The following is a 22228-nucleotide window of genomic DNA, read 5'->3' on the forward strand; positions in this document are numbered from 1 at the left end:
TACCGCCCCACCGCACGAGAGGAGCGATCACGATGGACCGTGCACGACCGCACGAGGAGCCCGTCTCCCTCGAGATCAGCGGATGCAGCAAGGAGGACGCGCGGATCGTCTTCGACACCCTCTGCGCCTGCTTCGAGTCCGACCGGGGCCCCGACGAGGTGCCCCAGCAGCTCCATGAGACCCGCCCGATGGTGTGGCTGGGCACCTTCGAGGTCACCGAGGCCCACGAGTGCCCGCCGCCGGCCCGGCTCTCGGCCTCCGTCGAGGCCGACGCCCAGGGCGGCTACTGGGCGGTCGAGCGGCTGCGCTCGACGCTCGACTCGATGTTCGCGGTGCGCGACCTCGCCTCGGCCTCCGGGGACCAGGAACGCGAACTGCACGTCCTCCTGGAGAGCAGGTGAGTGCCGCACGTCACCCCTGAAGGTTTTTTGCAACTAGTTGCATAAACCGTGCGCGGTCCTCTAGAACTGGAGGCGAACACCGCCGCGCACGGAGGCCGCCATGAGCCGTTACCCCCACCTGCTGAGCCCGCTCGACCTGGGCTTCACCACGCTGCCCAACCGCGTCCTGATGGGCTCGATGCACGTCGGCCTGGAGGAGGCCGACCGTGGCTTCGAGCGCATGGCGGAGTTCTACGCCGCCCGGGCCCGCGGCGGAGTGGGCCTGATCGTCACCGGCGGCATCGCCCCCAACGACGAGGGGCGCCCGTACGAGGGCGGCGCCAAGCTCACCACCGAGGAGGAGGCGGAGCAGCACCGCACGATCACCGAGGCCGTGCACCGCGAGGGCGGCCGGATCGCGATGCAGATCCTGCACTTCGGCCGCTACGCCTACCACCGGGACCTGGTGGCCCCGAGCCCCCTCCAGGCACCCATCAGCCCCTTCCCGCCCCGCGAGCTCACCGACGCCGAGGTCGAGCGCACCGTCGACGATTACGCCCGTGCCGCCCGCCTCGCCCGGCGGGCCGGCTACGACGGCGTCGAGATCATGGGCTCCGAGGGCTACCTCATCAATGAGTTCATCGCCGCGCCGACCAACCACCGCACCGACCGCTGGGGCGGCTCGTACGAGAACCGCATGCGCTTCCCCGTCGAGATCGTGCGCCGGGTACGCGAGGCGGTCGGCGAGGACTTCATCGTCGTCTACCGGCTGTCCATGCTCGACCTCGTTCCGGGCGGCTCCACCCTCGACGAGGTGGTCACCCTCGCCAAGGCCGTCGAGGAGGCCGGCGCGACCATCATCAACACCGGCATCGGCTGGCACGAGGCCCGCATCCCCACCATCGCCACCTCCGTGCCGCGCGGCGCCTACACCTGGGTGACGAAGCGGCTGATGGGCGAGGTGTCGATCCCGCTCGTCACCACCAACCGCATCAACACCCCGGAAATCGCCGAGCAGTTGCTCGCCGACGGCCGCGCCGACATGATCTCCGTGGCCCGGCCGATGCTCGCCGACCCCGACTTCGTGAACAAGGCCGCGGCCGGCACGCCGGAGGCCATCAACACCTGCATCGGCTGCAACCAGGCCTGCCTGGACCACACGTTCAGCGGCCAGATCACCTCCTGTCTGGTCAACCCGCGTGCCTGCCACGAGACCGAGCTCGTCCTCTCCCCGACCCGGCGGCGCAAGCGCATCGCCGTCGTGGGTGCCGGACCGGCCGGTCTCGCCTGCGCGGTGTCGGCGGCCGAACGCGGCCATGACGTCACGTTGTTCGACGCGGCGGGCGAGATCGGCGGCCAGCTCAACGTCGCCCGCAAGGTCCCCGGCAAGCAGGAGTTCGACGAGACGCTCCGCTACTTCCGCCACCAGCTCGACGCGCACGGCGTGGACGTCCGCCTCAACACGCCAGTGGCGGCCACTGACGTGGACGACTACGACGAGGTCGTCGTCGCCACCGGCGTCGCCCCGCGCACCCCCGGCATCCCGGGCGTCGACCACCCGAGCGTCGTCGGCTACCTCGACGTCCTGCGGGACGGCGCGCCGGTCGGCGACCGCGTGGCGATCCTCGGCGCGGGCGGCATCGGCTTCGACGTCGCCGAGTTCCTCACCGACGGCGGCGACAAGGCGAGCGAGGACCCGGCGGTGTACTTCCGCCAGTGGGGCGTCGACACGGACTACGCGGCCCCCGGCGGCCTCGCCGCCCCCGAGCGCCCCGCCCCGCCCCGCACGGTCCACCTCCTCCAGCGCAAGACCAGCAAGGTCGGCGCCGGCCTCGGCAAGACCACCGGCTGGATCCACCGCACCGAGCTCAAGCACCGGGGCGTCACCATGGTCCCGGGCGTGCGGTACGACCGTATCGACGACGCCGGCCTGCACATCACCGTCGGTGACGAGAGCACGGTCCTGGAGGTCGACACCATCGTGCTGTGCACCGGACAGGACCCGCGCCGCGACCTCTACGAGGCACTGCTCGCCGCCGGGACGAAGGCCCACCTCATCGGCGGCGCCGACGTGGCCGCCGAACTCGACGCCAAGCGCGCCATCAAGCAGGGAACCGAGCTGGCGGCGGCACTGTAGGCCCGTCGGGGCCCCTCCCTAGGATGACGTCATGTCACTCCCGCACGCGATCCTCACCGCCCTGCTAGAGAAGCCGTCGTCGGGGCTGGATCTGACCCGCCGGTTCGATCGGTCGATCGGGTACTTCTGGTCGGCGACGCACCAGCAGATCTATCGCGAGCTGGGAAGACTGGAGGCCGAGGGCCACATCCGCGCCCTGCCCGCCGCCCAGCCGGCCCGGGGACAGAAGAAGGCCTACGAGGTCCTGCCCGCGGGCCGTGCCGAACTGGCGCGGTGGACGGCCGCGCCCCAGGACCCCAAGCCGCACCGCGACGCGCTGCTGCTCCGACTGCGGGCCGCGGCCGTGGTCGGCACCGCGGGACTGGAGGCCGACCTGCGCCGCCACCGGGAGCTGCACCGGCGGCAGCTGGCCGAGTACGAGGAGATCGAGAAGCGCGACTTCCCGCCCGGTGACGACAGCGCGCAGGCCAGGCTCCAGCACCTGGTCCTGCGCGCGGGCATCGAGCTGGAGACCTTCTGGATCCAGTGGCTCACCGAGGCACTGGAGGACCTGCCGGTCGTGGAGGACACTCCTTAGGAGCCCCCTAGGGGGGGGAGCGCGGACGGTTGCTACAGGCGGTACGGCTTGGAGCGGCGGCGCAGGAACCAGGCCGCCGCGATCACGCCGACGCCCACCAGCGCACCGCCCACCCCCATCGTCACCGGACCGACGTCCCGGGCCGCGCCGCCGAGCCCGCCCATGACGCCGCGCGACGGCGAGGCGGACGCCGTGGCGGAGATCGTCGGGGTGGACGGGGCCGACACGATCACGGACTGGGTGCCCGCGGTGTTCCCGTTGGAGCACATGACGACCACGGTGTACGTGCCGGGGGAGACGCCCGACCAGGCGGCGGACTGGCTGACGCTCGTCCCCGACAGCGCCACCTGGCGCCCCTGGGCGAAGCTCGCCTGACCGCTGCCCAGCAGCGCCGCGGTGCCCCAGCTGCCGTTGATCTGGGTGCAGGCGCTGGTCACCACCGACACCGTGGAGCCGGTCGTGCTCACGGAGATGCCGGAGACCGCGGTCGCCGGCTGTGCGGTCAGGACGATCGGCAGCACGGCGGCGGCTGCCACCGCCGGTCCCGAGCGGAGAAGAAGACGGGAAGTGCGCATCGGATGCCCTCCGGCGGCACGGTTGGCGGTACATCCCTTGCGCCGCCGAGGGGTCGGGTACGCCCGTGCTGCCTCAGGGGCAGCCAATGTGTCCCCGGACCGGCCCGCACCCGGACCGCATCCGGGCAGGTGACGGATTCCTTCGGACGGCCCAGGCACCGGGCCCGGACCGGATGTTTCCCGATGTCCCGCCGTCACGCCCCGGTGGTCACCGTCCGCTCCGCCGAGTACGCCCCCCATGTCCCGTCCGGCAGCCGCGCCCGCAGCCGCACCCGGTGCGCGACCCCCTTCTCCCGGCCCAGGAAGAAGCTGTACGTCGCCCTGCCGCGCGGGGGCGTCCCGCCCCACACCAGCGAGGTGACCGTCGACCCGTCGAGCTGGATCCCGTACTCCGTGACCACGCCGTCCACAGGGGGTGCCACCCAGGACAGGTCGATGTAGTACGCCCCGTCGGCCGCGCGGTGGGCCCCGGCGCGGAAGCCGGAAGGCGCCGTGCCGGCTCCTTCGTCGGCGCCGGCCGGCGTGGTCACGCGTACGGCCGGACCGGCCGGGGAGATGTTGTCGGCGGCGTCCCGGGCCCGGACGGCGAACGCGTACGCGGTACCCGGCCGCAGCCCCGTGACGACGGTCGCGGTCTGGCCCCCGCCGACGCTGTGGATCCGCGCGCCGCCCTGGTAGACGTCGTACGACACCACCTTCCGGTCGTCCGTCGACGCCGACCAGGACAGCTGGACCGCCCGACTGCCGGCGGCCCGGCCGGTGACCCGGCCCGGGCGGGTCGGCGCCGAGGCGTCCGCCGGAGCCGCCGCCGGGGTCGTCGCCCGCACCCGCCGGCTGGGCGGCCCGAGCCGGCCCTCACCGTCGCGGGCCCGCACGGTGAAGACGTACGAGGTGGCCGGCGCGAGCCGGACGACGTCCAGCATGTGCGCGGAGCCGGGCACGTCGGCGACCTTCGCCGTGCCCCGGTAGACCTCGTAGCCGTCGACCGGCGGATCGGCGGCGACCGCGTTCCACATGACGTGCACGCTGGTCGCGCTGCCGGCCCGCGCGCTCACCCCCGTCGGTGCGCCCGGGGGCCGCTCCCCGTCCCCGCCGCCGGCCGAGCACCCGCACGACACGGCCAGCGCCAGCCCGCAGAGCATCACACGGCGCACGGCTTCGCCTCCCGGGACCGACACGCGGCGGTATTGGTCCGGACCAATATGGCGTGCGGGGGCGGGTGCGGCAAGATGGCAAACACGTGAAGACGGCCGCCGGGTCCCGGGGGTTGCGTGACCCATCGGGAAAGTTACGTATGCTGATCCTCCTCCCGGCCCGAACTCTCCTTGAGGGAGGACGAGTTCCGGCCGATGGCGCGGACCGCTGTCGTCGCTGATCCCGCGCCGGCGCAGCGGGCCGGGGGGCCGGAGCCGAGAGGCCGCCGGCCCCCCGCCCCCTGTCGGGCCGTCAGAAGCATGCACCGTACGGCCCCCTCGGAATGGCCTCGGCAGGCCGCTCCCACCAGATTGGGCTGAGTGTCCGTCACCGTCCCACGAGAGGGTCCCCCATCGTGCGCGCCCAGTCGCTGACCCTGGCCGCGGCCGGCCTCGTCCTGCTGGCCCCGACCACCGGCTCCGTCGCCGCCCGGCACGACCGGGGCAGCCCCGGGGCACCCGCGCTACGGCAGGAGGGCACCGTCCGCGCCGCCGACCTGCTGGCCCGGGTGCGCGACTGCGCCCCCGTGTCCCGGGGCCGCTACCGCACGGACGACGGGATGCCCGCCACCGTCCCGGTCTGCGGCACCCGCGAGGCGGTCTTCTGGACGGCCGACATGGACATCGACTGCGACGGCCGCCCCGGACCGCACTGCAACAGCCGGACCGACCCGCTGTTCTCCGACACCACGGCCTTCGCCCAGTCCGACGGCCGCTACCTCAGCGCCGAGACCCTGCCGTACATCGTGGTGCCCGAGGCGAGCGACCTGTGGAACCACCGCGATCACGGGGTGCGCGGGGGCTCGGTGGCGGCGGTCGTCTACCGCGACCGGGTCCAGTACGCGGTCGTCGGAGACGTGGGCCCGGACGACATCATCGGCGAGGCCTCCTACGCCACCGCAGCGGCCCTCGGCATCCGCCCCGACCCGCACGGCGGCGGCACCCCGTCCGGGGTCACCTACATCGTCTTCAGGGACTCCCGCGCGACCCCGATCGAGAGCCACGAGTCCGCCGCGGAGGTGGGCGAACGGCTGGCCCGCTCCTTCGTACGGACGGCCGGCCGGGCGGCGCAGGGGCCGCTGGAGGAGCAGGGCGCGGCGGCCCGGACGCCCGAACGGCCCGAGGCCGACCCGGACGCCCGGGCCACGCAGGACGAGACGTCCGAGGAGACGCCCGAGGTGACGTCGGAGGAGACGTCGGAGGAGACGGGGGAGGAGTAGCGGGCAGGGGGCCGCCGCGGCTGGAACGTTCCGCGCCGCAGTGCCCCCCGCGTCGCTCAGGCTCCGGCCGGTGGCCGGTGGCGGTGTCAGACCGCCGACCAGCCGTCGTCGACCGGCAGGACCACACCGTTGATGTTGCTCGCCGCGTCCGAGGCGAGGAACACGATCGCGGCGGCCTGCTCCTCCGCCTCGGCGAGCCGGCCGACGTTGACGAAGTGCGGGCCGAGCGCCGCCGGACCGTGGGCCGCCCGGTCGGCGTCGACGACGATCGCGGTCTTCGTACCGCCCGGCGCGATCGCGTTGGCGCGGATGCCCTTGCCGCGGTACATCACCGCGAGGTTCTTCGTGAGTCCCACGATGCCGTGCTTCGACGCCGTGTACGCCGCGCCGGCCGCGCTGCCCCGCAGGCCCGCCTCCGAGGCGGTGCTCACGATCGCCCCCTTGCCGGCGGCCAGCATGTGCGGCAGCACCGCGCGGGTCAGCAGGAAGGGCGCCGTGAGGTTGACCCGGATGACCCGCTCCCACTCGGCGTCGGTGACGTCCGCCAGCGCCGACATCCGGTCCATGATCCCGGCGTTGTTGACCAGCACGTCGATCCCGCCGAAGCGCTCGACCGCGGTGTTCGCCACCTCGTCCACGACGGACTGCTCACTGAGGTCGCCGGTGACGGCGACGGCCGTGCCGCCCGCCTCCTCGATCTCCTTGACGACGGCCTGCGCGCCGTCCGTGTTGAGGTCGGCCACCAGTACCCGCGCCCCCTCCGCGGCGAAGGCCAGGGCCGTGGCGCGCCCGATGCCCGAGCCCGCTCCGGTGACGACGACGCTGCGGCCTTCCAGTCCAGTGGCCATGTGGTGCTCCTAGCTGCGATGTGCGCGCTGCGCGCGCCGATGGCGACACCCTACGACTTAATGTCTGCGAGTGACATAAAGTCGTGGGGGAGAATCCGGCACGCACGGAGGTGCTGTGGGCGGCGAACGAGACCGGAGGACGACTGGATGACCCCATCCCGCGGACGCACGGGCCGGCCGCCCCTGACCGAGGAGCGCAGGGCGGAGATCCGCCTGAAGATCGCCCACGCCGCGGTGGACCTCTTCGTGGCCCAGGGCGTCGCGGCCACCACCGGCGAGCAGATCGGCCAGGCGGTGGGCGTCTCCGCACGCACGGTCTGGCGGTACTTCCCCAGCAAGGAGGCCTGTGTGCGGCCCCTGCTGACGGCCGGCATCGACACCCTCGCGGCCTGTCTGCGGGAGTGGCACCCGGGCACCGGACTGGGTGACGCCCTGGTCCGGATCCTGGAGGCCGACGAGCGGATCGTCGTCGGACCCGACCCCGCCACCGTGGGGGCGCTCGTCCGGCTGACCCGCACCGAACCGGGCCTGCGGGCCGTCTGGCTCCAGACCTACGACGAGGCCGAACCGGCGTTCGCCCGCGCCCTCGCCGAGCGGGCCGGACTGCCTGCCGGCGCGCTGCGCCCGGCGATCCAGGCGGCGATGTTCAACGCGGCCCTGCGTGCCGCCGTGGAGCAGCACGCCTGGCACGCCGCCGACCCCGTCCCGGACCCGGCGACGGCCCGGACCGAGCTGGCCCGGGCCATCCGCTCGGCCCTCACCGTCGTCGGGGAGGGCCTGAAGTGAGCCGCCGCCAAGCCGTCGTACGGCAGGTCGCCGCACTCCAGCCGTGGTACTCCGAAGCGCGCCGCCCTCCGAGCCGGTGAGGGCCGGGCCGGGGCGCGCCCGGGTCACACCTTCCGGTAGGCGTACGCCTCGGAGGCCGCCGCCGTCACGGCGTCGAGGTCGGCCCCCGTCGCCGCCGTGACCACCGCGGCCACCGCGCCCTCGACGAACGGGGCGTCCACCAGGCGGGCGGAGCCGGGGAGTTCGTCGCCCTCGGCGAGCAGTGCCTTGACCGTGAGGACGGCGCTGCCGAGGTCGGTGAGCAGGGCGACACCCGCGCCCCGGTCGACGGAGGCGGCCGCGGCGGCCACCAGCTCCGCGCTCGTGCCCAGCCCGCCGCCCTCGGTACCGCCGGCCGCCGCGACGGGGACGGCCGCGCCGCCGCCCGCGAGGCCCTTCGCCAGCTCGGCCACGGCGGTCGCCACCGCCGCGCTGTGCGAGACCAGCACGATCCCGACCAGCTTCTCGTCGCTCACCTTCGCCTCACTTCCCGCCGGCCTCGCCGAGCGCCGCGATCAGCAGGGCGGACGAGGTGGCCCCCGGATCCTGGTGCCCGATGCTGCGCTCCCCGAGGTAGCTGGCCCGGCCCTTGCGGGCCTGCAGCGGTGTCGTCGCCTCGGCGCCCCGCTCGGCGGCGGTGCCGGCGGCACCGAACCCGTCACCGAGCGCGGCCACCGCCGGCACCAGTGCGTCGATCATCGTCTTGTCGCCCGGCGCGGCGCCCCCGAGCTGCATCACGGCGTCCACACCCGCCCGCAGCGCCTCGGCGAACTCCGCCTCGCTCACCTCCGCCGCGTCCCCGAGCGCCTTGCCGGTCCGGCGCAGCAGGGTGCCGTACAGCGGTCCGGAGGCGCCCCCGACGGTGGAGATCAGCTGCCGTCCGGCGAGGACGAGGACCGCGCCCGGTGTGTCCGTCTCCTCCTTCTCCAGCGCGGCGGTCACCGCGGTGAACCCGCGCTGGAGGTTGCTGCCGTGGTCGGCGTCCCCGATGGGGGAGTCGAGGGCGGTGAGCCGGTCCGCCTCGCGGTGGACGGACGCGGCGGTCGCCGTCATCCAACGGCGGAAGAAGTCGGCGTCGAGCACGGGATCTCCTTGCCTGGTCGTTTCGGTGCGGGTGCCTGCCTCACATGCCCCAGCGCAGGCCCGGTGTGCTCACCGGCGCGTCCCACAACCGCAGCAGCTCCTCGTCGACCTGGCAGACCGTCACCGAGGCCCCGGCCATGTCGAGGGAGGTCACGTAGTTGCCGACGAGTGTCCGGGCGACGGCCACCCCACGCTGGGTCAGCACCCGCTGCACCTCCGCGTTGAAGCCGTACAGCTCCAGCAGCGGCGTGGCACCCATGCCGTTGACCAGCACGAGGACGGGATTGCGCGGTGGCAGGTCGTCCAGGACGGCCTGGACGGCGAAGTCGGCGATCTCCCCGGACGTCATCATCGCCCGCCGCTCCCGGCCCGGTTCGCCGTGGATGCCGATGCCCAGCTCCAGCTCACCGGCCGGCAGATCGAAGGTCGGGCTGCCCTTGGCGGGCGTGGTGCACGCGCTGAGCGCGACACCGAAACTGCGGGAGTTCTCGTTCACCTGGCGGGCGACGGACTGGACCCGCTCCAGCGGCTGCCCCTCGTCGGCGGCGGCGCCCGCGATCTTCTCCACGAACAGCGTCGCGCCGGTACCGCGCCGCCCCGCCGTGTACAGACTGTCGGTGACGGCCACGTCGTCGTTGACCAGGACCTTGGCGATCTCGATGCCCTCGTCCTCGGCGAGCTCGGCCGCCATGTCGAAGTTGAGCACGTCGCCGGTGTAGTTCTTGACGATGAACAGCACGCCCGCCCCGCTGTTCACGGCGGCCGCCGCGCGCAGCATCTGGTCGGGCACCGGAGAGGTGAACACCTCACCGGGACAGGCCGCGGAGAGCATCCCCGGTCCGACGAACCCCCCGTGCAACGGTTCGTGCCCCGACCCGCCGCCGGACACCAGCCCGACCTTCCCGGCCATCGGGGCGTCCCGTCGTACGACCACCCGGTTCTCCACGTCGACGGTCAGCTCGGGATGAGCGGCCGCCATCCCGCGCAGCGCGTCCGCGACCACGGTCTCCGGAACGTTGATCAACATCTTCATGGGTACCTCCTACTGACACGAGCAGGCTGGGTTCCTCCGAAGGAATTATCGACCTTGGGGCGGCGAAGGTCACGTGGGCGGCAGCTCGGCGGGCGTCGAGGGAGGGGTCCACCGCGCGTTCCGCCGCGGCGGCGCCGGGTCGGGGTGTCCCGCCAAGCGTTGCCCTGAACCGCTCGCAGCGTATTTGTATGAACCTTGACAGTCAAGGGTCGATCGAATCCCGTGGCGCGCGTCCCGTGCCGCGCGACCCCGCCCTGCGGTAAATTAGTAGGACGTCCTAGTATCTCGGGGTCGGCGTACCCCTGACCCGTCCGGGAAGGTCCCCATGAGCGAAGTGCACCGTCCCGTGCACCCCATTCGACTGATCACCGCCTCGGCCCTGTTCGACGGGCACGACGCGTCCATCAACATCATGCGCCGGATCTTCCAGGCCCAGGGCGCGGAAGTGATCCACCTCGGCCACAACCGGTCGGTGCAGGAGGTCGTGGACGCGGCGCTGGAGGAGGACGCCCACGGGGTGGCGGTCTCGTCCTACCAGGGCGGGCACGTGGAGTATTTCGAGTACCTGGTCGACTCGCTGCGCGCCCAGGGCGCCGAGCACGTCCGGGTGGTGGGCGGCGGGGGCGGGGTCATCGTCCCGGAGGAGATCGCCCGGCTGCGGGGCAGCGGGGTCACCATCTTCTCCCCGGAGGACGGGCAGCGGATGGGCCTGGCCGGGATGGTCAACTCGGTCGTCGCGGACTGCGACTTCGACCTGTGGGACGGCAAGCCGGCCGATGTGCCCGCCGTCCTCGCGGGCGACCGGTTCGCGATCGCCCGCGCGATCACCGGCGCGGAGCTGGGCAAGCTGCCCGAGGACTTCCTCGCCCAGGTGCGGGCCGCGGCGGCGGGCCGGACGGTGCCGGTGCTGGGCATCACGGGTACGGGCGGCTCGGGCAAGTCCTCGCTGACCGACGAACTGGTGCGCCGTTTCCGGGTCGACCAGCAGGACAAGCTGCGGATCGCGGTGATCGCGGTCGACCCGACCCGCCGCCGGGGCGGCGGCGCCCTACTCGGCGACCGCATCCGGATGAACTCCCTGGACGGCGGCCGGGTGTTCTTCCGCAGCCTGGCCACCCGGGGCAGCCGTGAGCTGCCCGAGCACCTGTCGGACGTGATCGACGTGGTCAAGGCGGCCGGGTTCGACCTGGTGATCGTGGAGACGCCGGGCATCGGGCAGGGCGACGCGGCGATCGTGCCGTTCGTCGACACCTCGATGTATGTGATGACGCCGGAGTTCGGTGCCGCCTCGCAGCTGGAGAAGATCGACATGCTCGACTTCGCCGACGTCGTGGCGATCAACAAGTTCGAGCGGCGCGGAGCGAAGGACGCGATGCGCGACGTGGGCCGCCAGCTGGTCCGCAACCGGGAGGCGTTCGGCAAGCGGCCGGAGGACATGCCGGTGTACGGCACCTCGGCGGCCACCTTCAACGACGACGGCGTCACCGCGCTCTACCAGCACCTTCGCACCGCCCTGGGCGAGCAGGGGCTGCCGCTGGTCCAGGGCGCGCTGGCGCCGGTCGAGGTGCGTCACTCCTCCGGCATCCGCCAGGTGGTCCCGGCGGAGCGGGTGCGCTATCTCGCCGAGATCACCGACACGGTCCGCGCCTACCACGCGGAGACCGGCCGGCTGGCCGAGGCGGCCCGGCGCGTGCAGCGCCTCGACGCCGTGCGGGGCGAACTCGCCGAGGCCGGCTCCGACGCGGCGAACGTCGAGTCGCTGCTCGACGGCGCCCGCCGCGACCTCCCGCACGAGATCACCGAGCAGCTCGCGAACTGGCCCGCGGTCGTCGCCTCGTACTCCGGCGACGAGCAAGTGGTGAAGGTCCGGGACAAGGAGATCCGCACCAAGCTGACCCGCGAGTCCCTCTCCGGCAACAAGGTCCCCCGGGTCGCTCTGCCCCGGTTCACCGACCACGGCGAGCTGGTGCGGTTCTGGCGCGCGGAGAACCTGCCCGGCTCCTTCCCCTTCACCGCCGGGGTGTTCCCCTTCAAGCGCGACGGCGAGGACCCGGCCCGGATGTTCGCCGGCGAGGGTGACCCGTTCCGCACCAACCGGCGCTTCAAGCTGCTCTCCGAGGGCCAGCCCGCCACCCGGCTGTCCACCGCGTTCGACTCGGTCACCCTCTACGGCCGTGACCCCGACGAGCGTCCCGACATCTACGGCAAGGTCGGCACCTCCGGCGTCTCGGTGGCCACCCTCGACGACATGAAGGCCCTCTACGACGGCTTCGACCTGGTCGCCCCCACCACCTCGGTGTCGATGACGATCAACGGCCCCGCGCCGACGATTCTCGCCTTCTTCCTCAACACGGCGATCGACCAGCAGATCGAGCGGTTCCGCACCGCCGAGGGCCGCGAGCCGAACGCGGAGGAGGCGGCCGAGCTGGGCGCCCGCGCCCTGGCGAACGTGCGCGGCACCGTGCAGGCGGACATCCTCAAGGAGGACCAGGGCCAGAACACCTGCCTGTTCTCCACCGAGTTCTCCCTGCGGATGATGGCCGACATCCAGGAGTGGTTCATCGCGCGGAAGGTCCGCAACTTCTACTCGGTGTCCATCTCCGGCTACCACATCGCCGAAGCGGGCGCGAACCCGATCAGCCAGCTCGCCTTCACCCTCGCCAACGGCTTCACCTACGTCGAGGCCTACCTCGCCCGCGGTATGCGCATCGACGACTTCGCCCCCAACCTCTCCTTCTTCTTCTCCAACGGCATGGACCCCGAGTACAGCGTCCTCGGCCGGGTCGCCCGCCGGATCTGGGCGGTCGCGATGAAGGAGAAGTACGGCGCGAACGAGCGCTCCCAGAAGCTGAAGTACCACGTCCAGACCTCCGGACGCTCCCTGCACGCCCAGGAGATGGACTTCAACGACATCCGCACCACCCTGCAGGCGCTCATCGCGATCTACGACAACTGCAACAGCCTGCACACCAACGCCTACGACGAGGCCGTCACCACGCCCACCGAGGAATCCGTGCGCCGCGCCCTGGCCATCCAGCTGATCATCAACCGGGAGTGGGGCCTGGCGATGAACGAGAACCCCCTCCAGGGCTCCTTCGTCATCGACGAACTCACCGACCTGGTGGAGGAGGCGGTGCTGAAGGAGTTCGAGCGGATCAACGAACGCGGCGGGGTCCTGGGAGCGATGGAGACCGGCTACCAGCGCGGCCGGATCCAGGACGAGTCGATGCTCTACGAGCAGCGCAAGCACGACGGCACGCTGCCCCTCATCGGCGTCAACACCTTCCGCAACCCGCACGCCGACACCGCCGAACCCGCCACCGTCGAACTGGCCCGCGCCACCGAGGAGGAGAAGCACTCCCAGCTCGCGCGGGTCCGCGACTACCAGGCCGGACACCGTGACCAGGCGCACGCGGCCCTGGCCGCCCTCAAGGACGCGGCGGTGAACGACCGCAATGTCTTCGCGGTCCTCATGGACGCCGCCCGGGTCTGCTCGCTCCAGCAGATCACCGACGCGTTCTTCGAGGTGGGCGGCCAGTACCGCCGTAACGTCTGACCCGGGCCGCCCTGATCAGCCGTCGGCGCGGACGTCGCCACGGGCGACGCGGCCGGCGCCAGGCACCTGACGGTCAGGGCGAGCTGGTCGACCCGGCCGGTCGCCTCCACGGCGATGTCGAGCGGTGCCGGACCGGCTCCACGGCCTCGGCGGTGGCGGTGGCGCAGCCGCCCGGACTGACGCCGCTGGGCGCCTCGGCGTCCCGCGTCAGCCGGTACCGGTGCCTCCGTCCCTGACCGCCGCGTCGATCACCGTCACGTCGAGCCCCTGGCCGACCGTCGAACCGACCGGCCTCGGGCGCCAGGACCGCTTCCGTCAGGTGGTTCCCCGGCCGGAGTGGCCGCCCCGGTGACGTCCGTGGTCGCCGTGCTGGGGCTTGCCGTGTCCGGTGTCTCGGGCGGTGCCGGTCGGGCAGGTCGGGTCCTCGTCCTCCCCGGAGCCCTGGCCGTCGCCGTCGCCGTTGTCCCCGGATCCGGTCCCGGGCTCGGGAGCCGTGGTCTGCGCAGGCTCGGGCTGAGGGGTCCCGGGGGAGGGGGTGGTGGGCGGCGGGGTCTCCTCCGAGCCGTCGTCCTGGCCGCCGTCGGCCGGGGGTGACGTCTGCTCCTCCTCCGGCGGGGTGCCGGTGGAGGAGGGCTCCTCGGTGCTCCTCCCGTCCCCCGTCGTGGGGGGCTGCCCGGTGTCGGACGGCGCCGGTGCCTCGGCCGTCGGGGGCGAGGTGTCCGTCCGGGGGGCTCCGGCGGCGTCGGCCACCCGCACGGACGGCGACCGGTCCTCGGCGGCCTCCACCGGCACGGCGGCCTGTACGGGAGGATCCGCCGGCGTCTCCGCCACGGGCAGCCGGCGCACGGGCGCGTCGGCGATCGGGGTGCGCTGGGCCGGTACCGGAGCGGACTCGCCCGGACCGATGACCAGGACGAACGCGGCGGCGCCCGCCACGAGCGCGCCCGCGGCCACCGCGGCCTGCGCCTTCGAGCCGCCGACCGCCACATGGCGCACGCCGTGCAGCAGACCGGCGCCGTGCCCGCCCGCCGCCCCCGCCGCGCCGGCGGACCCCGCGGTGAAGGCCATGAGGAACCTGCCCGTGCCGCCCAGCGCGAACAGCAGCAGCGCCGGCGCGACGATGGCGGGCAGCCGGTCGTTGGCGCGCATCAGCGCGGCGAGCCGGACCCGGCAGTCGTCGCACGCGTCCACATGGCCGAGCAGCCGTTCGCCCTGGCGCGGGGTCGCGGCGCCCCGGACGTACGCGGGCATCCGGGCCCAGTGCACCTGACAGGCCGGGTCCTCCGGGGCGCCGGTCTGGGTGCGCAGGAAGGCCTGCCGCATGCCCTCCCGTGCGCGGTGCAGCAGGACGGCCGTCGCCCCCTCCTTGGTGCCGAGCTGCGGCCCGATCGCGGCCAGCGGCTGCCCCTCCGCCTCGGCCAGCCACAGCGCCTTGACCCAGCGCTCGGGCAGCTGGCCCAGCACCCGCACCACCAGATCGACCTGGGACACCTGCTCGGCCGGGTCGCCCTCGTGCGTGCCCGGCTCCGCCCGCTCGTCGGTGTGCGGGTCCCGCGGAGTCTCGCGCACCGCGGTCCCGGAGGCGATCGCGAGGTGCCGCACCGTCGTCCTGAGGTACGCCGGCACGTTCTCGATCTCGTGCCCCTCGGCCAGCCGTCGCCACACCCGGAAGTGCGCCTCGGCGACGAGGTCCTCGGCGGTCCAGGCGTTCCGGGTGAGCGAGCGCGCGTAGGCGACGAGTCGCGGTTGCTGCTCCTCGTAGATCCGGGCGTACGCGGCGGTCGCGGAGGCTTGAGCGGGGACGGCAGTGGACCTGTCGGTCATGGAGGAACGCTCCAGTTGCCTGCTGGGGGCCGAAGGGTTTGTCAGCCTAGATGACAAAACTTTCAATGAAAGTTGCGAAGGTTGAGTGATGTGGCGCACATCACGCTCGGCCATGTGCTTCCTGTGAGTGACGGGACAGCGCGTCGATGACCACCGCCGCGAACAGCACCCCACCGGTGATCACGAACTGCACCGCCGGGGGAGTGTCGGTGATCGCCATGCCCGAGGAGATCGACTGGATGACGAGCATGCCGAGCACCGCCGACCACGTCGTACCTCGCCCGCCGAACAGGCTGGTGCCGCCGATCACGGCCGCCGCGATGGCGTTCACCAGCAGGACGCCCGAGCCCGAACCCTGGCTCACCGACGTGATGCGCGAGGCGAGGAACAGCCCGCCGATCGCGGCCATCGTGCCGGAGACGGCGAACACGGCGGTCTGGACCCGGAACACGCTCAGGCTGGCGCGGCGGGCCGCCTCGATGCTGCCGCCGAGGGCGTACACCTGCCGCCCGTAGTGGGTGCGGCGCAGCAGGATGTCGAGGCCGGACACCATCACGAGGAAGATCAGCAGGGCGAGCGGGAGCCCCTGGAAACGGTTGAGGAGATAGGCCACGCCGAACGCGATCACCGCCGTGACCGCGGTGCGCAGCCCCACGGCCGCCGACGAGCGGTGCGGCATACCGACCGCCCGGCGGCGCCTTCGGTCCAGGTCGGCCCCGAGGAACACCGCCCCGGTGGCCACCGCCGCCACGCCGTAGGCGACGGCGTCCTGGGTGAAGTAGTAGCTGGTCAACTTGGCGACCAGCCCGTTCTCGTCGAGGTTGACGGTGCCGCTGTCGCCGAGGACGGCGAGCATCAGGCCGTTCCAGGTGAGCAGCCCCGCGAGCGTGACGACGAACGCCGGCACCCGGGTCCGGGCGATGGAGAAGCCCTGGACGGTGCCCGTGACGGTTCCGGTGAGCACGCCGACGACCAGGGCGAGCCACTCCGGGACCCCGTTGTTCACGTTCAGCACGGCGAAGACGGCCGCCGCCAGGCCGCTGATCGACCCCACGGACAGGTCGAGTTCGCCGAGCAGCAGGACGAAGACGATGCCGACCGCGATCAGGCCGGTCCCCACGATGTCCACGCTGAGGTTGGACAGGTTGCGCGGGGACAGATAGTTCGGGTTCAGGGACTGGAAGGTGATCCAGACGACGGCGAGCACCAGCACGACGGGCAGCGAGCCCAGCTCACCCGCCCGCACCTTGCGCTCCAGGAGCGTGAGCACGCGGCGCAGGGCGCGGAACCCGCCGTCCGCGGCCCGGGAGGCGAGCCGCTCGCGCTGCGGCGGGCGGGCCCCGCCGCCGGGCGTGACGGGGTCGGCCGGGGTGCCGTCCGCCACCTTGCGCATGCCTTTCACCACCCCGACTCCCGTTGGGCCGGCCGGCGGGGCACGTTCTCCGTGGCGCCGGTGATGGACGCGATGATCTGCTCCTGGGAGGCGGTGTTCACGTCGAAGAAGCCGTTGTTGCGGCCGAGCCGCAGCACCGCGGCCCGGTCCGCGAGGGCCTTCACGTCCCCCATGCTGTGACTGATCAGCAGGACGCCCAGCCCCCGGTCCCGCAGCCGGTCGATGAGGTCCAGGATCTCGGAGGTCTGCTCGAACCCGAGCGCCGCGGTCGGTTCGTCCAGCAGCAGGATGCGCGGCTCGCCGAGGAGCGAGCGGGCGATGGCGACCGTCTGCCGCTGACCGCTGGAGAGCGAGGCGACGGGCCCGCGCAGATCGGGGACCCGCCGGGTCAGGCGCTCCAGCAGCTCCCGGGTGCGGCGCTCCATCTCCATCTCGTCGAGGAACCCGTACCGGCGGATCTCCCGCCCGAGGAAGAGGTTCCCGACGACGTCGAGGTTCCCGCACAGCGCGAGGTCCTGGTAGACGGTGGCGATGCCGAGGTCCCGGGCGTCGTGCGGGCGTCTGATGTGGACCGACCGGCCCTCCCACTCGATGACGCCCTTCTCCGCGGGAGCCACCCCGGAGATCACCTTCACCAGGGTGGACTTGCCGGCCCCGTTGTCCCCCAGCAGGGCGACGACCTGACCGGAGTGGATCTCCAGCTCGATGTCCGTCAGGACGTCGACCACGCCGAAGCGCTTGCACACCCCGCGCAGCGCCAGCAAGGGGGGATCGGGCACGGCAACCAACTCCTTCCCTGGACCCGGACCAGGCCGGAGTCGCGATGCGGCCCGTCAGATCAGCCCCGCCTCCTCGCAGGCGGGCCGGAGCCGGGGGGTGCAGATCTGCTGGGCCGTGTGCAGGCCTTCCTTCACCACGGTGTCCTTGATGGTGTCGGCGGTCACGGACACCGGCTTGAGCAGCACGGCCGGGACCCGCTCGCCGCCGGGCGGCGTCACCTCGCTCGTCGCGACCCGGTCCAGGCCCTCCCGGCGGGCCGCGGCCACGGCCATCGCGCCGCCGGCCGAGGCCTCCGGACCGAAGGGTTTGAACACGGTCATGTACTGGTCGCCGGCCACGATCCGCCGCAGCGCGCCCAGTTCGGCGTCCTGGCCGGTGACCGGGGGCAGCGGGGCGACCTTGTTCGCCTTCATCGCCGAGATGCTTCCGCCGGCCAGCCCGTCGTTGGCCGCGTAGACCCCGTCGATGGTGTCGGCGCCGAGGGCCGCGATGGCCGCGGACATGTTCATGTTCGCGGTCTCCGCCCGCCACTGGAGGGTGTCGTACGTCTTGCCGATCTGCACCTTGCCGCGCAGCACGGACAGCGCGCCCTCCTTGAACAGCGCGCTGTTCGGGTCGGCGGGATCGCCGTTCATCATGACGATCTGCGGCAGCGCCGCCCCGTCGCCCATCGCCTTGAGCAGGGCCCGGCCCTGGAGCCGGCCGACCTCCTTGCCGTCGAAGGAGACGTACCCGGAGATGGGCCCCTGGGCGAGCCGGTCGTAGGCGATCACGGGGATGCCCGCCGCGTGGGCCTCCGTGACCGACGAGGCGAGCGACTTCCCGTCCACGGCCACCAGCACGATGGCGTCCACTCCCTTGGTGATCATCGAGTCCATCTGCTCCTGCTGGGTGGCCACCTCGCCCCGGGCGTTGGCGTGCTCGATCACGCAGGTGTCGCACAGTTCCTTGATCTTCTTCTCCAGGAGCGGCCGGTCCTGTGCCTCCCAGCGCGCCGTGGTGGCGTCCGGCAGCAGCAGGCCGATGCTCGGCGCGGTCCCCCCGTCGGGACCGTTCCCGGCGTCCGCCCCGCAGGCCCCGAGGGCGACGGCCGCCGAGACCGCGGTCACGGCGGCCGCCGTGTCCCGTATGCAGGCCTTCATGAGTGGTACCCGATGTAGACGACGATGGTGGCGATCGATAGAGGATTCGGAAGGTATGTCTGGTTGGTTCGTATATGCGATTCTGGTGGGTGGGTGCCCCGTTCTCAACCTGTCGGCACCCGTGGCGGGGACGGGAGGTACGTTGCGGACATGCCTCGACCGGGCCCTGATCTTGGCCGGAGCGACACAGGCGGCGGTCTACACGCCCGGGGCCGGGAACGAAGAGCTTCGGCTGGTGGACTCGGCGGGAGGCACCCCTTCCGAGCCGGGGCCACCGGTCCGGCTCCCCCTGCCCGGTGACTCGCCCGCCGCACGCGCCTTCCTCACCGACCGCCCCCTGTGGCTGACCACGGACCCCTCGCTCGGCGCGCTGCCCCTCGACGTGGAGGGCCGGCGGCTCGGCTGTCTCGTCGTCACGGGCGCCTCCGCCGACGGCTTCGAGGCCGACCAGCGCCGCTTCCTGGAGCGCTACGCCGACGCCGTCGCCGGTCTCCTCCAGCCCGTGACGGGCCCGCCCGAGCCGTCCTCGCTGCTGAACCCCGCCCTGCGCAGCCTGCGCGTCGGCTCCTTCGTCCTGGTCCCGGACACCGGTCTGATCGAGGCCGACGACACCCTGCTCGACCTGGTCGGCATCTCGGCGGACGACTTCGACGGCAAGGCCGACACCCTGCTCGCCCACGCCCTCCCGGAGGACATGCACGCCCTGATGTCGGTCCTGGAGCCGTCCCCCCAGGCCTCCGGCCGGCGCGAACTGGAGTTCCGGGTCCGCGGTCCCACGGGCGAGATGCGCTGGCTCAGCCTGAGCTGCCGGGCCGAGCCGGCCACGGCCGACCGGCCGGAACAGGTGCTGGGCGTGGTGACCGCCACCCCCGTCCTGCGCCGCGGCGGCGACGACGTCGCCCGGATCCAGTGGCTGACCGCCGCACTCGACGACGCCGTGACCGTCCGTGACGTCGGCCGCGTGGTGGTCGCCGCCCTGCGCGAGCCGCTGGGCGCCGACCGGGTGGCCCTCGCCGCCCTCCAGGAGGACCGGCTGATGGTCACGGTGCTGGACCCGCCCCAACCCGCCGCCTGGCCGGACGCGTGGCGCTCCGAATGGCGCACCGAGTGGCCCGAAGCACCCGTCCGCGCCCTGCCCACCCTCCAGGCCGCCCTGAGCGACGGCCGGATGGACCTGTGGCCCGCGGGCACCGCCCTCGAACCCGGTCTCGCCGGAATCGGCCCCGGCGGGCTCGTCGTCCTGCCGCTGCCGGCCAAGGGCCGGGTCGCCGGAGTGTGCCTGGTCGGCTGGAACCTCTCGCACGAGTTCCTCCCCGAGGAACGCTCGCTGCTCACCGCCACCGCGGCCCTCGTCGGCCAGGCCCTTCAGCGCGCCCACGCCCACGACGCGGAGCAGGAACTCGCCACCATGCTCCAGCGCAGCCTGCTGCCCCGCCGGCTGCCCGAACTGCCCGGCGGGATCGCCGTCGCCCGCTATCTGCCCGCCCGGCGGGGACTCCAGGTGGGCGGCGACTGGTACGACGTCATCGCCCTGTCCGAGGACCGCGTCGCCCTCGTCATCGGCGACGTGCAGGGCCACAGCGCCGGAGCCGCCACGATCATGGGCCAGATGCGCACCGCGGTCCGGGCCTACGCCATGGAGGGCCACCCGCCCGACGTCGTCGTCTCCCACGCCAACCGGCTCCTCGTCGCCATGGAGACCGACCTCTTCGCCACCTGCTGCTACGCCGAACTCGACATGGAGGAGGGCAACACCCTCTTCGTCCGCGCCGGGCACCTCGCCCCGCTGGTGCGCCACCCCGACGGCGGCACCGAGGAGGTGGAGGTCGCGGGCGGGCCCCCGCTCGGCATCCTCGCCGAGGCGGAGTTCCCCATGACCTCCGTCGCACTGGCCCCCGGCACGGTCCTCGCCCTCGTCACCGACGGCCTGGTCGAGGCCGCCGACCTGCCGCTCGACGAGGGCATGCGCCGCACCCGCACCGCGCTCGCCGCGGCCGACCCCGCCGACCCGGGCGCGATGGCCGACGAACTGCTCGGCGACGCGGGCCGCCGCGAGGACGACGTGGCGCTGCTGCTCCTGCGCTACGACGGCATGGAGACCCGCCCGATCCGGGCCGGCTGGATGGTCTGGCGGCTGCCCGACGCCGTCATGCACGCCCGCCGCTTCACCGCGCGCACCCTGCGCCGGTGGAAGGTCGCGGAAGCCGGCGACGCGGTCCTGCTGGTCGTCTCCGAACTCGTCACCAACGCCCTGGTGCACACCACCGGCCCGGTCCGGCTCGACCTGGTGCTGCGCGGGGACCGGGTCCGGGTCGGCGTGAGCGACGCCTCGCCCCGCGCGCCCGCCAAGCCGGTGATCGTGGACTGGGAGTCCACCGGCGGACGGGGCCTGATGCTGGTCGAGGCGATGTCGGAGTCCTCCGGCTCGGTCCCGGTGGCCGGCGGCAAGCAGGTGTGGAGCGAGATCGTCGTACCGGACGGAGAACCGGACGGTGATCCCGGCGGCGAGCGCGACGGCCGGCCCGGCGGAGGACGGGTCGCCGGTGCGGAAGCCGGTGGGCTGCCATGAGACGGCGCGGCCGGCCGGTCACCGCGGCGCTCGCAGCCGCCCTCCTCGCGCTGCCCGCGGTCGCCTGTGGCGGGGACTCCGGCACCGGGTCCGAAGGCAACGCCTTCACCGTCGGCCTGCTCCTGCCCAGCCGGTCCGTCCCGCGCTGGGAGCACTCCGACCGGCCCCTGATCGAGGCACAGATCAAGAGGCTCTGCCCCAAGTGCACCTTCGTGTACGCCAACGCCGAGAACGACGCGACCCGGCAGCAGCAGCAGATGATCTCCATGATCACCAAGGGGGCCGGGGTGCTGATCCTCGACGCCGCCGACACCCGCGCGCTGCGCTCCTCGATCCAGGAGGCACGGAAGGCGGGCGTCCCCGTGGTCGCCTACGACCGGCTCGCCGAGGGCCCCGTCTCCGGCTTCGTCGGTTTCGACGCCCTCCAGGTCGGCCGGCTCCAGGGCCAGGGGCTGCTGGACGGCATGGAGAAGCGGGCCGACGGCCGGAACGTCGTGATGATGAACGGCGATCCGACCAGCCCCAACGCCGCCTGGTACCGGAAGGGAGCGCTGTCCGTCGTCCGGGACCGCGTGCGGATCGCGAGGTCGTACGAGACCCAGGACTGGAGCACCCAGGTCGCGCACGCCAACATGTCCGCCGCCATCGCCGCGCTCGGCCCCTACGGGATCGACGGCGTCCTGGCGGCCAACGACACCATCGCCGCCGGTGTCATCTCCGCCCTCAAGAGCGCCGGCGTGAGCCGGCTGCCGCCCGTCACCGGCCAGGACGCCGACCTCGACGCCGTACGCCGGATCCTCAAGGGCGAGCAGTACATGACCGTCTACAAGCCGTTCCGCGAGGAGGCCGCCGCGGCCGCCTCCATGGCCGTCGCCCTGGGGCGCGGCGACGACGCCCGCGACCACGCGCCGACCACCGTGGACAGCCCCACCACCCGCGCCATCCCGGCCGTCCTGCTCACCCCCCACTCGGTGACGGCCGCCGACATCGGACGGACCCTGGTCAAGGACGGCGTGTACACCGTCGACCGGATCTGCGTCCCGCCGGTGCGGGCCGCCTGCGAGCGGGTCGGGCTCAGCCCGTGACGGACCCC

Annotated in this window: 17 protein-coding genes and 1 pseudogene; 8 read left to right on the top strand and 10 right to left on the bottom strand. The window is 73.1% G+C overall.

The window, feature by feature from the left end; translation table 11 throughout:
- Positions 1-32: 32 nt before the first annotated feature.
- The 3 genes from AQJ64_RS22875 to AQJ64_RS22885 all read left to right on the top strand — a co-directional run bounded on the left by AQJ64_RS22875 (position 33) and on the right by AQJ64_RS22885 (position 3094).
- A complete protein-coding gene (locus AQJ64_RS22875) occupies positions 33-401 on the top strand; it encodes a hypothetical protein (protein WP_055636584.1) in 369 nt (122 codons plus the stop codon).
- A 100-nt stretch (positions 402-501) separates the two neighbouring features.
- On the top strand, positions 502-2517 hold the full coding sequence (locus AQJ64_RS22880; protein ID WP_059202943.1) for an oxidoreductase: 2016 nt from the start codon (positions 502-504) through the stop codon (positions 2515-2517).
- Between the two features lie 31 nt (positions 2518-2548).
- Positions 2549-3094 carry a PadR family transcriptional regulator gene (locus tag AQJ64_RS22885; protein WP_059202944.1) on the top strand — a complete coding sequence of 182 codons (546 nt, stop codon included), beginning with the start codon at positions 2549-2551 and terminating at the stop codon, positions 3092-3094.
- 32 nt (positions 3095-3126) lie between these two features.
- Here the strand turns inward: AQJ64_RS22885 and AQJ64_RS22890 are convergent, their stop codons facing one another.
- Both AQJ64_RS22890 and AQJ64_RS22895 read right to left on the bottom strand, forming a co-directional pair.
- Positions 3127-3669 carry a hypothetical protein gene (locus AQJ64_RS22890; protein ID WP_055631601.1) on the bottom strand — a complete coding sequence of 181 codons (543 nt, stop codon included), beginning with the start codon at positions 3667-3669 and terminating at the stop codon, positions 3127-3129.
- Between the two features lie 194 nt (positions 3670-3863).
- Entirely contained in the window at positions 3864-4811 is a 948-nt protein-coding gene (locus AQJ64_RS22895) for a fibronectin type III domain-containing protein (RefSeq protein WP_055631602.1), read from the bottom strand.
- 407 nt (positions 4812-5218) lie between these two features.
- Here AQJ64_RS22895 and AQJ64_RS22900 point away from each other — a divergent pair.
- A pseudogene (locus AQJ64_RS22900) lies at positions 5219-5920 on the top strand (glycoside hydrolase family 75 protein); the annotation flags it as partial.
- A gap of 248 nt (positions 5921-6168) precedes the next feature.
- On the opposite strand, the gene AQJ64_RS22905 reads toward AQJ64_RS22900, so the two are convergent.
- Positions 6169-6930 (bottom strand): SDR family NAD(P)-dependent oxidoreductase, encoded by a 762-nt coding sequence (locus AQJ64_RS22905; protein WP_055631600.1) that lies wholly within the window; start codon positions 6928-6930, stop codon positions 6169-6171.
- Positions 6931-7077: 147 nt separating this feature from the next.
- Here AQJ64_RS22905 and AQJ64_RS22910 point away from each other — a divergent pair, with 147 nt between their 5' ends.
- A complete protein-coding gene (locus AQJ64_RS22910; protein ID WP_055631599.1) occupies positions 7078-7716 on the top strand; it encodes a TetR/AcrR family transcriptional regulator in 639 nt (212 codons plus the stop codon).
- A gap of 104 nt (positions 7717-7820) precedes the next feature.
- On the opposite strand, the gene AQJ64_RS22915 is transcribed toward AQJ64_RS22910, so the two are convergent.
- Genes AQJ64_RS22915 through dhaK form a run of 3 tightly spaced genes read right to left on the bottom strand, consistent with a single transcriptional unit; the run spans position 7821 to position 9871 of the window.
- A complete protein-coding gene (locus AQJ64_RS22915; protein WP_055631598.1) occupies positions 7821-8231 on the bottom strand; it encodes a PTS sugar transporter subunit IIA domain-containing protein in 411 nt (136 codons plus the stop codon).
- A 7-nt stretch (positions 8232-8238) separates the two neighbouring features.
- Positions 8239-8838 carry a dihydroxyacetone kinase subunit DhaL gene (gene dhaL / locus AQJ64_RS22920; RefSeq protein WP_055631597.1) on the bottom strand — a complete coding sequence of 200 codons (600 nt, stop codon included), beginning with the start codon at positions 8836-8838 and terminating at the stop codon, positions 8239-8241.
- A gap of 40 nt (positions 8839-8878) precedes the next feature.
- The gene (dhaK, locus tag AQJ64_RS22925; protein ID WP_055631596.1) at positions 8879-9871 is read right to left on the bottom strand and encodes a dihydroxyacetone kinase subunit DhaK; all 993 of its coding nucleotides are present in this window, start codon (positions 9869-9871) and stop codon (positions 8879-8881) included.
- 325 nt (positions 9872-10196) lie between these two features.
- Between dhaK and icmF the strand changes: the two genes are divergently transcribed.
- Positions 10197-13427: a fused isobutyryl-CoA mutase/GTPase IcmF gene (gene icmF / locus AQJ64_RS22930; protein ID WP_055631595.1), complete on the top strand. Its 3231-nt coding sequence runs from the start codon at positions 10197-10199 to the stop codon at positions 13425-13427.
- 315 nt (positions 13428-13742) lie between these two features.
- On the opposite strand, the gene AQJ64_RS22935 is transcribed toward icmF, so the two are convergent.
- The 4 genes from AQJ64_RS22935 to AQJ64_RS22950 all read right to left on the bottom strand — a co-directional run bounded on the left by AQJ64_RS22935 (position 13743) and on the right by AQJ64_RS22950 (position 18566).
- Positions 13743-15251 (bottom strand): sigma-70 family RNA polymerase sigma factor, encoded by a 1509-nt coding sequence (locus tag AQJ64_RS22935; RefSeq protein WP_079061879.1) that lies wholly within the window; start codon positions 15249-15251, stop codon positions 13743-13745.
- A gap of 100 nt (positions 15252-15351) precedes the next feature.
- Positions 15352-16644, bottom strand: a complete 1293-nt coding sequence (locus tag AQJ64_RS22940; protein WP_079061913.1) for a sugar ABC transporter permease — start codon at positions 16642-16644, stop codon at positions 15352-15354.
- 5 nt (positions 16645-16649) lie between these two features.
- Positions 16650-17423: an ATP-binding cassette domain-containing protein gene (locus AQJ64_RS22945; protein WP_079061880.1), complete on the bottom strand. Its 774-nt coding sequence runs from the start codon at positions 17421-17423 to the stop codon at positions 16650-16652.
- Positions 17424-17477: 54 nt separating this feature from the next.
- Positions 17478-18566, bottom strand: coding sequence for a sugar ABC transporter substrate-binding protein (locus AQJ64_RS22950; protein WP_055633095.1), 1089 nt, complete (start codon positions 18564-18566; stop codon positions 17478-17480).
- A 142-nt stretch (positions 18567-18708) separates the two neighbouring features.
- On the opposite strand from AQJ64_RS22950, the gene AQJ64_RS22955 reads away from it, so the two are divergent.
- Positions 18709-21135: a SpoIIE family protein phosphatase gene (locus AQJ64_RS22955; RefSeq protein ID WP_240512560.1), complete on the top strand. Its 2427-nt coding sequence runs from the start codon at positions 18709-18711 to the stop codon at positions 21133-21135.
- Positions 21132-22220 carry a sugar ABC transporter substrate-binding protein gene (locus AQJ64_RS22960; RefSeq protein ID WP_055633094.1) on the top strand — a complete coding sequence of 363 codons (1089 nt, stop codon included), beginning with the start codon at positions 21132-21134 and terminating at the stop codon, positions 22218-22220. The genes AQJ64_RS22955 and AQJ64_RS22960 overlap by 4 nt, the downstream gene beginning before the upstream one ends.
- Positions 22221-22228 lie beyond the last annotated feature (8 nt).

Source organism: Streptomyces griseoruber (assembly GCF_001514205.1).
Lineage (GTDB): Bacteria > Actinomycetota > Actinomycetes > Streptomycetales > Streptomycetaceae > Streptomyces > Streptomyces griseoruber.

Excerpts from the sequence above, each read along its gene's own strand:
- AQJ64_RS22905 (WP_055631600.1), bottom strand. The coding sequence starts at position 6,930 with ATGGCCACTGGACTGGAAGGCCGCAGCGTCGTCGTCACCGGAGCGGGC.
- AQJ64_RS22910 (WP_055631599.1), top strand. The coding sequence starts at position 7,078 with ATGACCCCATCCCGCGGACGCACGGGCCGGCCGCCCCTGACCGAGGAG.
- dhaK (WP_055631596.1), bottom strand. The coding sequence starts at position 9,871 with ATGAAGATGTTGATCAACGTTCCGGAGACCGTGGTCGCGGACGCGCTG.
- AQJ64_RS22960 (WP_055633094.1), top strand. The coding sequence starts at position 21,132 with ATGAGACGGCGCGGCCGGCCGGTCACCGCGGCGCTCGCAGCCGCCCTC.
- AQJ64_RS22950 (WP_055633095.1), bottom strand. The coding sequence starts at position 18,566 with ATGAAGGCCTGCATACGGGACACGGCGGCCGCCGTGACCGCGGTCTCG.
- AQJ64_RS22875 (WP_055636584.1), top strand. The coding sequence starts at position 33 with ATGGACCGTGCACGACCGCACGAGGAGCCCGTCTCCCTCGAGATCAGC.
- AQJ64_RS22890 (WP_055631601.1), bottom strand. The coding sequence starts at position 3,669 with ATGCGCACTTCCCGTCTTCTTCTCCGCTCGGGACCGGCGGTGGCAGCC.
- AQJ64_RS22895 (WP_055631602.1), bottom strand. The coding sequence starts at position 4,811 with ATGCTCTGCGGGCTGGCGCTGGCCGTGTCGTGCGGGTGCTCGGCCGGC.
- AQJ64_RS22885 (WP_059202944.1), top strand. The coding sequence starts at position 2,549 with ATGTCACTCCCGCACGCGATCCTCACCGCCCTGCTAGAGAAGCCGTCG.
- AQJ64_RS22940 (WP_079061913.1), bottom strand. The coding sequence starts at position 16,644 with ATGCGCAAGGTGGCGGACGGCACCCCGGCCGACCCCGTCACGCCCGGC.
- AQJ64_RS22880 (WP_059202943.1), top strand. The coding sequence starts at position 502 with ATGAGCCGTTACCCCCACCTGCTGAGCCCGCTCGACCTGGGCTTCACC.
- AQJ64_RS22935 (WP_079061879.1), bottom strand. The coding sequence starts at position 15,251 with ATGACCGACAGGTCCACTGCCGTCCCCGCTCAAGCCTCCGCGACCGCC.
- icmF (WP_055631595.1), top strand. The coding sequence starts at position 10,197 with ATGAGCGAAGTGCACCGTCCCGTGCACCCCATTCGACTGATCACCGCC.